This is a genomic window from Rathayibacter rathayi, from assembly GCF_004011095.1.
In the GTDB taxonomy this organism is placed as follows: Bacteria; Actinomycetota; Actinomycetes; order Actinomycetales; family Microbacteriaceae; genus Rathayibacter; species Rathayibacter rathayi.
Map to the genome: position 1 here is coordinate 2144271 of NZ_CP028129.1, position 12060 is coordinate 2156330.

A 12060-nucleotide genomic window follows, 5' to 3' on the forward strand; every position below is an offset into this window, starting at 1 on the left:
GGTCAGCCGATCACGACGGTATCGCCAATCGAGAGCGCGGGCTCGCCGTCGAGCAGCGCCCAGCCGTCCGCGACCACACGGACCTCGATGTCGACCCGCTGGCGGCCGTCCGGCCGGTCGACGTCCACGAAGCTGGTGGCGCCATCCTGCCGCAGTGCCGTGGCCGGAACGGCGATCCGCTCGGCGCCGCGGTCGCCGAAGGTCACGGTGACGGATGACCCGGCAGCAAGGGAGGTCCGCGTCTCGGCCGAGACGAGGACGGTGACGTCGTGCCCGGGAGCCGACTTGTCGACCGCGGGCTTGAAGGGCCCGATGCTCTCGATCGTCCCGGACGAGTGCGTGGCGGAGGCGGGATCGACGATGGACGCGGCAGCGCCGACCGCAAGGGAGTCGGCGGAGGCGACGTCGACCCGGGCGACGACGCGATCGGGCGGCACCGTCCAGGTCATGACCGTGCCGTCGCCCGGGATCAGGGAGTAGAGGGACGGCGCGGTGGCGACCGCGAAGTCCGACCGGTCCAGGTCGACGATCTCACTGAAGGGCAGGCGTCCGCCGCGTGGGCCGGGCGCTGTGGTGGTGGGTGCTGTGGTGCTGGGTGCCTGTGTCGCAGCGGGCTGTGTACCGCTCGGCGCTGCCGAGGGGAGCGCTGAGGCGGGAGCCGCAGAGACCACGTCGGGCCCGCGCTGTGCCCGGTAGCCGCGATCCTCGTAGAAGGCCGCGAGGGAGGCGACGGTCGCGGAGTCGTAGGTGTCCTCCTCCGAATCCGCCGCATAGCCGAGGCTGGCGAGAGCGCCGTTCAGGGCGAGGACGTCCTCGCCCTCGTCGCCCTGGGCGAGATCGCGGTAGTGCGGTCCGTCGATCGCCAGGGCGAAGACCGGCCGCTCGGCTACGGCGAACAGGAGTGCGCCGTCGACCACCGGGGAGCTCACGCCGAGTGGCGCCGCCGTGATCTGCGCGGCCGCCGCCCCGGAGGGGGCAACGGCCTGGACGCTGACGGCCGTGCTGCCGCCGACCGTGCCGAGCGCCGACGGGAGCGGCAGCGTGCGCTTCTCGACCGTGCCCGTCGTGGTCAGCGTCCGCTGCGCGTTGTCGAAGGCGGTCGCGTCGGGGGCACGCAGCGCCTGCCCCAGGAGGAAGGCGACCGCCATCGCGCCGATCACGGGGACCAGCACGACGACGATCACCCAGCCGCGGGGACGGAGCCGGAGCGTCGGGCCTTCGTCAGTGTCCGCCGTGTTCACTGATCACCTTCTCCGCGAACGCGACCCGCTTATCCGTCTCCTTCTTGTCCTCCACAAGAGCCGCCTCATTCTCGGCGATGAACGCCACCTGATACGCGGCGACCACATCCACGAACGTCTGCGCAGCACCCGTCGACGACAAGCACTCCACCTGATCCAGCGCAGCACGGATGCCCGCCTCACTGTCCGCAGCATCGGCGATCTTCGGAGAAGTCACCGCCCGCTGCTCGTCCAAGGCATAGCCCTTCCCGGACAGGCAGGCGCCGAACTCAGACTGGGCTTGCGCCCAGATGGGGTCGTCGCTCGCCCAGCTCCAGGTCGCCTTCCGGCCCCGCTCGTGGATTGACTCTTCGGGCGTCCGGTAGCTCAGCGACGCGATCTCCTCGCTTCTGCTGTTGACACCGACACACTGCAAGATTGCATGTTCCGTCTCATCCGAAGTTGCGGCCTCGTTGTGCTGACGTGCCTCGGCGAGCGCACTTGGCGCCATCCCAAGACCTCCTTGCAGCGCCCTCGCCTTCGTCCACACCCCGAAATACTTCAGCGACCACAGAGTGGAGGGCGGGTAGTCGAGCACGTTCGGGAAGCTCACTTCGTGACCAGCCGCGCGAACGCAGTCCTCGGCGAGCAGGTCCGACGCCCGCTCGAGACGCTGCCGCTCACGCGCACTCGGTCCGTACTCGTCCAGCGGCTCTTGCACCGTCTCCGTCGCCTCCTCGAGCACCGCGGCATTCGGCACGAACTCGATTGACGATGGCTTATGCACACCGTCATCTGCGCCGGACGCGCATCCACTGAGCAGGAGCAGCGCGCACCCGAGAGAGGGGAAAAGAGCGAGCTTCACAGGTCAGCCAACCGCGACACTCGAGATCCGGTCGTTCCAGCTCGCCCCGCCGTCAGTGAACTCCCACTGCAGCTGCCGAGCTTCCTCGCCCGGCTGGACGACTCGTTCGTCCCCACCGTAGTAGTGCTCTTCGAAGAAGACGGCGGCCCTGCTCTGTCGGTTTTCCAGCGAGGAAAACCGATCATTCCATGAGTCACCGACGTAATTCATCGATACTTTGTTGTTGAAAATCTGTCCTTGCTTCAAATCGTCCTCCCAGGCGCAGTACTGCCCCTGAGGGCAGAACTTGGTCTGCTCAGCAGCATTCGCCGGCGCGACGCCGACCGCCACGACCGAGGACGCGGCGAGCAGCAGCGATGCGACAACGGCGATCCGACGACGGGAGGATAGAGAGGGGGTGAGGTCGTTCATGGTGGTTCCTTCCGGATGGTCTGTTGACAACTCCGAGGAAAGCAGAAGTCGAGAGGTCGTCGCGTACCCTGACGCAAAACGTCGCACACGCGAGAGACGCCACTAAGGCGAGGGAAACCTGACTAGACCAGGAACTTTCCTCTTCTGCCGGCGTGAGAAACTGCTCGTCAACCGTCAAAACACGTCAACGAACCAGGTACGAACCGTCGCGGCTACACCCGGTCGAGCGCCTCCGCCAACCGCCGGGTCACGGCCCGCAGCTCCGTCTCACACCCGGTCGAGCGCCTCCGCCAACCGTCGCGCCACGGCCCGCAACTCCAGCTCCGACCCGCGCACGCGCTCCTCGAGGCCCGCGGCCCGCTCCGCGATCACGTCCTCGGACTCCGCCGCCCGGGCCTGCCCCTCCGCGATCGAGGCGCGCAGCTCGGCCGCGACCGCACTGAACTCGTCGAGGCCCGCGCGCAGTCCTGCGGCTTCCTCGCGCAACGCTTCTGTCTCGGCCCGGACGGCGTCCAGCTCGCCGCGCAGCCCGGCCGCCTCGCCGCGCAGCCCGGCCACCTCGTCGCGCAGGGCCGCGGTCTCGCCGCGCAACTCCTCCGTGCGTAGCCGTGCCTGCTCGAACCAGGGCGAGACCAACCGGTACACGGCATCGCGGAGGGCGAGGCCACCGCGTCCGAGCCGGGTCGGCGCGGCGGCTGGGTCCTGGAGGAAGTCGTGCTCACTGGTCATTCGGTGTCCCGTCCGGAGAAGCGGCGGTGAAGCACGTCCATCGCCCGCTGATCCTTATCCATGATGTCGGCCTCGAGAGTGGTGACGGCGACGCGCTCCGCGAGGCCCGGCCGGGAGCGACGCTCGAGCGAGGCCTCGATCAGCTCGACCGAACGCTCAAACGAGAGCGGTCCGCGGGCCGCCTCCCGGCCGCGGCGACCGAGCGCCTCGAGGTCAATCGCCCCGCTCGTGACGTCGCGCATCGCCGCGAGGAGGGCGGGTGCGGAGCGGGTGATCTTGATGCAGTCGACGCCGTCGATGAGAAACTCCGCGACTCCGCTGGCCGCCGTCACGATCGGAACGGCGCCCGCGGCCGCCGCCTCGACCGGCGCGACGCCGAACGCCTCGCCCGCCCAGGTGGGGAAGAGGAAGGCGTCGGCGCGCCCGTGCGCGGCAAGTACCTCGGCGTGCGGTGTCGCTCCGTGGAACTCGACCAGACCGGCCAGGCCCGCCTCCGCCGCCCGCGCGCTCCAGCAGGCCACGTCGCCGTCGCCGTAGAGGTCGACGCGGAAGTCGCGCGTTTGTTCCGCGAGCGCCGCGGCCGCCTCCAGTACCAGCCCGACGCCCTTGTGCGCGCCGAGCGACGCGGCGAAGGTGAACCTCGTGATCCCGCCCTCGCGGTAGTGCCGCGGCTCGGCGGAGTCGCTCGGGACGCTCACTCCGCGACCGATCACCTCGACCTCGCCCAGGCTCAGGCCGCGGGCCTCGATCGCGTCGACGAGCGATCGGCTGACGGCCACGATCTCGCCGCGGTCGAAGTGATCGGGGGCCTGAGCGCCATAGACCGCGAGCACGCGCTCGGACAACCCGTCGACCAGGGCGTTCGGGATGCGGTCGCCGAGGTTCCACATCCACGGCGCCTCGACCGCGCGCAGTAGGTCGATCAGCGCGAGACCACCGAGGCCGAGCAGGTTGAAGGCGACCACATGCGTCGGCGCGAACTCGCGCAGCTCCTCCAGCAGGATCCGGGTGTTCTCAAAGCGCGAGACGGCGCTCTCGTGGTGCATCAGCTGCGCGATCTCGCCGCCGGTCTGCGGCAGCGGGAAGTAGGTGCGCAGGCTCAGCGTGCGGTGCAGCTCCACGCCCGAGGGCTCAGGAGGGAGATAGGTCGGCGTGGTCAGCACCCGCACGGTGTGGCCGCGGGTCGCCATCGCCTCGGCCACGCGCGCGCACGTCATCTCGTAGCCGCCGAGCACCTGCGGGGGGTAGAGGTTGCTCACGAACAGCAGGCGCATCAGGCCCCGGCTCCCCGTGCTGCGGCGTCGGCCGCGATCAGCGCGGTCACCTCCGGGGTGTACGCGGCGCGGACCTGGCGGTCGTTGCCCCCGTCCCAGTAGTTGACGAGGTAGAGCCCCGACTGCTGGGTGCGCGGCACGAACGGGAACAGCTGGGCGCGAGGCTCGATCTGCGCGATTCGGTAGCCGGCATCGACGGTGCGCACATGCAGCCAGATGTCGTCGGCGTCCGGAGCGATTTCGCGGAACGCGTCGCCGTGCGCCGCGATCTCGCCGAGCAGGGCACGGGGAAGCAGCTGACCCGAGACGGAGGTGCCGAAGACGTCGGTCGCGGCGTGTGTGTCGGCGACCGGCGTCCAGCTCGTGTAGGGCGCGACGGCGCCGTCGGCCACACCCACACGGTGGGCGCGGTAGCAGAGCACGGTCTCGCGGGGGTAGCGAGAGCGGGCGTCGAGCAGGCCCCGGAGCCAGGTGCGCGGGTAGACGATGTCGTCGTCGGAGGTGACGAGGTCGCGCTCGCCCGCCCGGCCGGAGAGCAGGTGCGGGTAGTACTTCGTGTGCACGCGGTAGCCGTCGACCAGGCGGATCTCGACCCCGCGGCGGCGCAGTCGGCGCAGCGGCGCGGGCAGGTCGGTGTGCAGAGCCGGGTCGTCCAGCCAGAGCACCAGGCGCGCGGGGCGGGCCTGGCCGCGGGCGATCGACTCGAGCGCCACATGCACGCGCTGCAGCCTGTCGCCGTGAGTGGTCATCGTCACGACGACCTCGCCGTCAGGATCGACTGCGGAGCGGCGCGAGAAGCGGTTGGTGAGCGCGAGCGCCAGCAGCTCGACGCGGACGGCGGGCGAGGGGTGGTCGATCGGCCGGGCGGCGACCGCGGCGGCGCGTCGCGTCGCGAGACGCCCCGAGACGGAGTGGAGGACCTGGGCCACCCCGCGCAGGCGCGTGCGGGGGCGGACCCGACGGCCCAGCGCTGCCACACGAGGGCAGGGGCGGACGCGCCGGCCGACGGCGGCGAGAGCGGGATGCATCAGTCCAGGGTAGTCGGAGCACCCTGAGCGGCCGATCTCCGTCAGTGCTCGTCGACGACCAGGAAGGCCGGCCCCGATGCCGCTGATAGCGGTGGAAGCGGTGCGGACAGGTGGTGCGCTCGATCCCGTCAGTGGCGGGATCGAGCGCACCACCGTGACGTCGTGCCCTACTTCTTCGGCAGCGCCGCCGCCAGGTCGGCGATCAGATCGGACGAGTCCTCGAGGCCCACCGAGAGCCGCACCAGCGACTCCGAGACCTCCAGCGGCGTGCCCTTGACCGACGCGTGGGTCATCTCACTCGGGTAGCCGATCAGCGACTCGACGCCGCCCAGCGACTCGGCCAGCTGGAACAGCTCGGTCGACTCCGCGAACTTCCGAGCCGCGCGCGGAGTTCCGAGCTCGAGCGAGAGCATCCCGCCGAATCGCGACATCTGGCGCTTCGCCAGCTCGTGGCCCGGGTGACCCGGCAGACCCGGGTAGTGCACGGCCGTCACCGCCGGATGCTCCACCAGGAACTCGGCGACCGCCTGCGCGTTCGTCGAGTGGCGCTCCATCCTCACCCCGAGGGTCTTGATACCGCGGACGGTGAGCCACGCATCCATCGGGCCGGAGATCGCTCCGACCGCGAACTGCAGAAACGCGATCTTCTCGGCCAGGGCGCCCGAGCGCAGCGCGAGTGCGCCGCCCACCACGTCCGAGTGGCCGCCGAGGTACTTCGTGGTCGAGTGCACGACCACGTCGGCACCGAGCGCCAGCGGCTGCTGCAGAGCGGAGGAGGCGAAGGTGTTGTCGACGACGACGATCAGATCGTGCGCGTGAGCCAGATCGGCGAGCTCCGCGATGTCGCTAATGGTCATCAGAGGGTTCGACGGAGTCTCGACCCAGAGCATCTTCGTCTCACCGGGGACGATCGCCCGCTGCACCTCGCGCAGGTTCGACATGTCGACGGCCGTGTTCCGCACACCCCAGGCGCTATGCACCCGGTCGATCAGGCGGTGGCTGCCGCCGTAGGCGTCGTTGCCCAGGACGACGTGGTCGCCGGGCGCGAGCGCGGCGCGCAGCAGGGTGTCCTCGGCGGCGAGTCCGGAGGAGAAGGAGTAGGCGACGTCGGCGCCCTCAAGCGAGGCGATCAGCTCCTGCAGCGAGTCGCGGGTCGGGTTCGCCGAGCGGGCGTACTCGTAGCCGCCGCGGAGCCCCCCGATGCCGTCCTGAACGAACGTGGAGGTCAGGTAAACGGGCGGCACGACCGCGCCGGTGGTCGGATCGAACTCCTGACCGGCGTGGATCGCGCGGGTGTCGAAGTGCTGCTTCTTGGACATGGTGCTGACTCCCTGGGTCGGAGGTGCAAGGTCGACGGCCGTCAGGCCGTGGCGTAGGTGAGGAGGTCCTGGCGGGTGATCACTGCGACGGGTTTGCCCTCATCGGTGACGAGGAGGGCGCTGCGCTCGCTCAGCGCCGCCCGGGCGGCGGCGATACCCTCACCCAGTCCGATCAGCGCGAGTGCGTCGCCGACGCACTCGCCGAGCGGATCGTTCATCGAGGCCGAGCCCGTGAAGACGCGGTCGAGAAGCTCGCGCTCGTCCACGGCTCCGACGACCTCGCCCATCACGACAGGCGGCTCAGCGGTCAACACCGGCAGCTGCGACACTCCGTACTCGGTCATGATGCCGATCGCGTCGCGGACGGTGTCAGTGGGGTGCGCGTGCACGAGCGCAGGCAGCTCGGCCTGACCGCTCGCCGCCCGGGCACGAAGCACATCGCGGACGGTGCCCTCGTCGCGCATCTCGAGGAATCCGTAGGAGCGCATCCACCGGTCGTTGAAGATCTTGCCGAGGTAGCCGCGTCCGCCGTCGGGCAGCAGCACGACGACCACGTCGTCGGGGCCGAGTTCGGCGGCGGCCTTGAGCGCCACCGAGACGGCGAGTCCGCTCGATCCGCCCACGAGCAGGCCCTCCTCGCGAGCGAGGCGGCGGGTCATGGCGAAAGACTCGGCATCGCTGGACGCGATAATCCGGTCCACGACGCTCGGGTCGTAGGCGCTGGGCCAGAAGTCCTCCCCGACACCCTCGGTGAGGTACGGGCGCCCGCCGCCGCCCGAGTAGACCGAGCCCTCCGGGTCGGCGCCGACGATCTGCACGCGGCCTGCCGACACCTCCTTGAGGTAGCGGCCGACGCCACTGATGGTGCCGCCCGTGCCGACTCCGGCGACGAAGTGGCTCAGCCGACCCGCAGTGTCCCGCCAGATCTCGGGCCCGGTGGTCTCGTAGTGGCTGAGCGGCCCGTTGAGGTTCGCGTACTGGTTGGGCTTGAAGGCGCCGGGGATCTCCCGGGCGAGGCGGTCCGAGACGGAGTAGTAGGAGGCGGGGTCCTCCGGAGCGACGGCGGTCGGCGTCACGACGATCTCCGCGCCGTAGGCGGTGAGGACGTTGCGCTTGTCCTCTCCCACTTTGTCGGGCAGCACGAAGACGCAGCGGTAGCCGCGCTGCTGCGCGACCAGGGCGAGCCCGATCCCGGTGTTGCCGCTGGTCGGCTCCACGATCGTGCCGCCCGGCTTTAGCAGTCCGTTACGCTCGGCGTCGTCGATGATGCGGGTCGCGATGCGGTCCTTCGACGAGCCGCCGGGGTTGAGGTACTCGACCTTCACCAGCACAGTGGCCTGCACGCCGGCAGCGACCGGGCCGAGCTTGACCAGCGGGGTGTCGCCGATGAGATCGAGCACCGAATCGGCGTAGGCCATCCCGGTGTCCCGACGTGCGGGCAGGGCGCGGTCCAGGGTCATCTCGCCAGCGTACCAACCGGGTCGGGGCGTATGACGGGGGTCGTCGCACCCTCGGGGTGAGGTCGCGGGAGGGAGTGCCGAGCGCCGGGTCCGTGCCCTATCGTGGGGGTCCGCGAGCGCCGCCGTCGACACCGGAACGGACCCCGAATGACCTCACCGATCGCCGCACCGCCGCGGCGTCCGGCCGACATCCACCTCCTCCGTCTCCTCGGCCCGGCGCTGGTCGCCGGAGTCGCCTACCTCGACCCGGGGAATGTCGCCAGCAATATGACGGCAGGCGCACGGTTCGGCTACCTCCTGGTCTGGGTGGTGGTGCTCGGCAACCTGATGGCATGGCTCATCCAGTACCTCTCGGCGAAGCTCGGCCTGATGACCGGCCGCAGCCTGCCGGAGCTGCTCGGCGACCGGCTCCGCGGTCACTGGGGGCGCCGAGCCTATTGGCTACAGGCTGAGACCGTCGCGATGGCGACCGACCTCGCCGAGGTGATCGGCGGAGCGATCGCGCTAAACCTGCTCTTCGGCCTGCCGCTGCTCGCCGGCGGACTGGTCACCGGCGCGGTCTCGCTGGCGCTGCTGCTCGTGCAGACGCGGGGCGGTGCACAGCCGTTCGAACGGGTGATCACGGGGCTGATGGTGCTGATCGCGGTCGGCTTCACGGTCGGCGTGGTCGTCGATCCGCCGGATGCGGGCGCCACCGTCGCGGGGCTGGTGCCGCGATTCGAGGGCTCGGAGTCGGTACTGCTGGCGGCCTCGATCCTCGGGGCGACCGTGATGCCGCACGCGATCTATGCGCACTCCGCACTCGCCCGCGACCGCTTCGGGCACGTCGAGGGCGTCGGCGCCCGCCGGAGGATCCTCGTCGCCACGCGGATCGACGTCACCATCGCGCTCGCCATCGCCGGCACCGTGAACCTCGCGATCCTCCTCCTCGCCGCCCACTCCCTCGCCGGCATCGCCGGGACGGACAGCCTCGAGGGCGCGCACGCGGCGATCGGCGCGGCGCTCGGACCGGTCGTCGCGACGCTGTTCGCCGTCGGCCTGCTCGCCTCCGGCCTCGCCTCGACCTCGGTCGGCGCCTACGCCGGCGCCGAGATCATGCACGGATTGCTGCGGGTGCGGGTGCCGCTGGTCGCACGCCGGCTGGTGACCCTGATCCCCGCACTACTCGTGCTCGCGATCGGCTTCGACCCGACGCGCGCACTGGTGCTGAGTCAGGTGGTGCTCTCGTTCGGTATCCCCTTCGCGCTGGTGCCGCTCGTGATCCTGACCCGGGACCGACGGCTGATGGGGGATCAGACGAACCGCTGGTTCACCACCCTCGCCGCCGCCCTGGCCGCCGTCTTCCTCATCGTTCTGAACGGCCTGCTGCTCTGGCTGACGTTCGCGACCTGAGCGGAGCGACCTGAACGGAGCGACCTGAACGGAGCGACCTGAGCGGAGCGACCTGAACAGCCCTCCCGACCGCTGGAGTAGCCCGCGCAGCGGACGTCTCAGATTTCCCCTCTCCCCGCGGTGATCCGATCCGAAGCCTGTCTCGTTATCCTCTGAGAGCGCCTCTCAGGCGCCTGCGCCCTCCACCAGGCGCTTCCACCCTCAGAACGAAAGACGCCGCCGTGCCCAAAGACCCGATGTCCGCCAAGAACCGCGCGCGACAGGAGAAGCTCGAGGCCCACCAGCGCGAGCAGGATCGACGCAAGCGCGGCTCCCGCATCTGGATCTGGTCGCTCTCGGCCCTGGCCGTCCTCGCTGTCGGCGGAATCATCGCGGTCACTGTCTTCGGTAACCAGCAGATCGTCGAAGCCCGCCAGATCGACGGCCTACAGACCTTCGAGAACGACGCCACCCACGTCGCCGGCGCCGTCGACTACCCGCAGACCCCGCCTGCCGGCGGACCCCACAATGCCGTGTGGATGAACTGCGGCGTCTACGACCAGCCCGTCCCGAACGAGAACGCCGTGCACGACCTTGAGCACGGCGCAGTCTGGGCCACCTACGACCCCGAGCTGCCGCAGAGCGAGGTCGACGCGCTCATCGCCGCCATGCCAGACACCTACTCCGTCGTCTCCCCCTACCAGGGCCTCGACTCGCCGATCGTCCTGAGCGCCTGGGACGCCCAGGTCGCCCTCGACTCCCCCGACGACCCGCGCCTCGGCGCCTTCGTCGAGCGCTTCTGGCAGTCCTCGAGCGCACCCGAGCCCGGCGCCCCCTGCACCGGAGGGATCGATGCGCCCGGCAAGCAGTAGGGGCCGGATCCTCGTCGCCGCGGTCGCCGTCGTCGCTCTGCTGCTCGGCGCGGCGGGCGGCTACCTCTTCGGCGCGCTCGCCCCGTCCGCCTCCGCCGCGACTCCCTCCTCGACCAGCGCCGAGGCGGGCTTCGCGCGCGACATGCAGGTGCACCACCTGCAGGGCGCCGAACTGGCGATGATCGCCCGGGAGCGCAGCACCGATGACGACGTCCTGACCGTCTCGAAGGACATCCTGCTCACCCAGCAGCAGCAGGCCGGGCAGCTCTTCGGCTGGCTGAACGCCTGGGGCCTGCCGCAGGCCGCTCCCGAGCCGTCGATGACCTGGATGGGCCGGCCGACCCTGGCCGGGGCCGCCGACGCGCACTCGTCGATGGGGATGGGGACCGAGGACGGCGTCGTGCCCGCCAGCATGCCTGGCCTCGCCACCTCCGAACAGATCTCGGCGCTGAGCAGCGCGTCGGGCCGCGGCTTCGACCAGATGTTCCTCGAACTGATGATCGCCCACCACCGCGGCGCCATTGATATGGCGGACGCTCTGCTCGCGCGCAGTCGCGTCACCGTTGCGACCGACTTCGCCTCCTCCGTCATCACGGCTCAGGAGGCCGAAATCTCCTTGATGGAGCAGATGCTGGCCGACCGTCCGGCGGAGTGAACTCCTCCGTCCCGCACAACGTCAGCTGAGAGCCGTCCTCATCCACCATCGTGGATGAAGAGTGCTCTCAGCTGACGTTGTGCGCGTCGACCGTCCCGAGCGCTGACGGGATCGGTCCGGGCTGAGTGGAACCACCTTGCTGTGAACGACAGCTGGCGGTTGGATGCTTTAATCGCCCCTCTTTCAGGGGCGCTCGACCGCCGCGAGGAGTACCCCATGACCGACCCCAGCCCGTCCACAACCGTCTGGCCGCCGCTTCCGCCCGCGAAGGAGAAGATGCGGAAGCGGGACCGTCAGCACCGCCGGGTTCCGCTCGTGGCCCTGGTGGGGGCGTCCGTCGGCGCCCTCCTCGTCGGCACAGCGATCGGCGGCGCGATCGGCGGCGCGAGCGGCGCCTCCAACACGACCGAGCTCAAGGGCCAGCTCGCCGCCGCGCAACAGCAGCTGTCGAGCGCCGAAGACTCACTCGAGGAGCAGACCAATGCGCTCGCCGAAGTCGACGCAAAGCGCAGCGCCGCCGAGACGTCAGCAGCCGGCCTGCAACAGAAGGTCGACGCGATGACCGCTGAGGCCGCCACCTCCACCACAACCCTCGCGAGCCGCGACGCCCGGATCGCGGAGCTGGAGTCCGCCGCCGAGTCCGCCGCAGTCGCTCCGGCCGCCGCCGCGCCCGCCGCCGCCGCGCCCGCCGCGGTGCCCAACGGGGGCGGCTCCGTGTCGTACGCGAACTGCGACGCGGTGCACGCGGCGGGCGCCGCTCCGATCCGCACGGATGACCCCGGGTACAGCCGCAAGCTCGACCGGGACGGCGACGGCGTGGCCTGCGAGTAGGCCGACCGACGACGGTGCAGGCCGC

Annotated in this window: 12 protein-coding genes; 4 read left to right on the forward strand and 8 right to left on the reverse strand. The window is 70.5% G+C overall.

What is annotated here, in order from left to right:
• Positions 1–2: 2 nt before the first annotated feature.
• The 8 genes from C1O28_RS10250 to C1O28_RS10285 form a co-directional block, all read right to left on the reverse strand.
• Positions 3–1241 carry an RND family efflux transporter gene (locus C1O28_RS10250; protein WP_097165332.1) on the reverse strand — a complete coding sequence of 413 codons (1239 nt, stop codon included), beginning with the start codon at positions 1239–1241 and terminating at the stop codon, positions 3–5.
• Positions 1222–2085, reverse strand: a complete 864-nt coding sequence (locus C1O28_RS10255) for a hypothetical protein (protein ID WP_097165331.1) — start codon at positions 2083–2085, stop codon at positions 1222–1224. The genes C1O28_RS10250 and C1O28_RS10255 overlap by 20 nt, the downstream gene beginning before the upstream one ends.
• A gap of 3 nt (positions 2086–2088) precedes the next feature.
• Entirely contained in the window at positions 2089–2496 is a 408-nt protein-coding gene (locus C1O28_RS10260) for a peptidase inhibitor family I36 protein (protein WP_097165330.1), read from the reverse strand.
• A gap of 267 nt (positions 2497–2763) precedes the next feature.
• Positions 2764–3225 carry a hypothetical protein gene (locus tag C1O28_RS10265; RefSeq protein WP_097165329.1) on the reverse strand — a complete coding sequence of 154 codons (462 nt, stop codon included), beginning with the start codon at positions 3223–3225 and terminating at the stop codon, positions 2764–2766.
• The gene (locus C1O28_RS10270; protein WP_097165328.1) at positions 3222–4499 is read right to left on the reverse strand and encodes a glycosyltransferase; all 1278 of its coding nucleotides are present in this window, start codon (positions 4497–4499) and stop codon (positions 3222–3224) included. The genes C1O28_RS10265 and C1O28_RS10270 overlap by 4 nt, the downstream gene beginning before the upstream one ends.
• Complete coding sequence (locus C1O28_RS10275; RefSeq protein WP_097165327.1) at positions 4499–5527, reverse strand: glycosyltransferase; 1029 nt, start codon at positions 5525–5527, stop codon at positions 4499–4501. The genes C1O28_RS10270 and C1O28_RS10275 overlap by 1 nt, the downstream gene beginning before the upstream one ends.
• 167 nt (positions 5528–5694) lie before the next feature.
• Positions 5695–6846 (reverse strand): cystathionine gamma-synthase, encoded by a 1152-nt coding sequence (locus C1O28_RS10280; RefSeq protein WP_097165326.1) that lies wholly within the window; start codon positions 6844–6846, stop codon positions 5695–5697.
• Positions 6847–6887: 41 nt separating this feature from the next.
• Positions 6888–8264, reverse strand: a complete 1377-nt coding sequence (locus C1O28_RS10285) for a cystathionine beta-synthase (protein ID WP_097165325.1) — start codon at positions 8262–8264, stop codon at positions 6888–6890.
• Positions 8265–8453: 189 nt separating this feature from the next.
• Here C1O28_RS10285 and C1O28_RS10290 point away from each other — a divergent pair, with 189 nt between their 5' ends.
• The 4 genes from C1O28_RS10290 to C1O28_RS15410 all read left to right on the forward strand — a co-directional run bounded on the left by C1O28_RS10290 (position 8454) and on the right by C1O28_RS15410 (position 12035).
• Entirely contained in the window at positions 8454–9698 is a 1245-nt protein-coding gene (locus tag C1O28_RS10290; RefSeq protein ID WP_097165324.1) for an Nramp family divalent metal transporter, read from the forward strand.
• A gap of 221 nt (positions 9699–9919) precedes the next feature.
• Complete coding sequence (locus tag C1O28_RS10295) at positions 9920–10549, forward strand: DUF3105 domain-containing protein (RefSeq protein WP_243391994.1); 630 nt, start codon at positions 9920–9922, stop codon at positions 10547–10549.
• Complete coding sequence (locus C1O28_RS10300; protein WP_097165322.1) at positions 10530–11204, forward strand: DUF305 domain-containing protein; 675 nt, start codon at positions 10530–10532, stop codon at positions 11202–11204. Before C1O28_RS10295 ends, C1O28_RS10300 begins: the two co-directional genes overlap by 20 nt.
• Before the next feature lie 216 nt (positions 11205–11420).
• The gene (locus C1O28_RS15410) at positions 11421–12035 is read left to right on the forward strand and encodes an excalibur calcium-binding domain-containing protein (protein ID WP_202129290.1); all 615 of its coding nucleotides are present in this window, start codon (positions 11421–11423) and stop codon (positions 12033–12035) included.
• Positions 12036–12060: the final 25 nt, after the last annotated feature.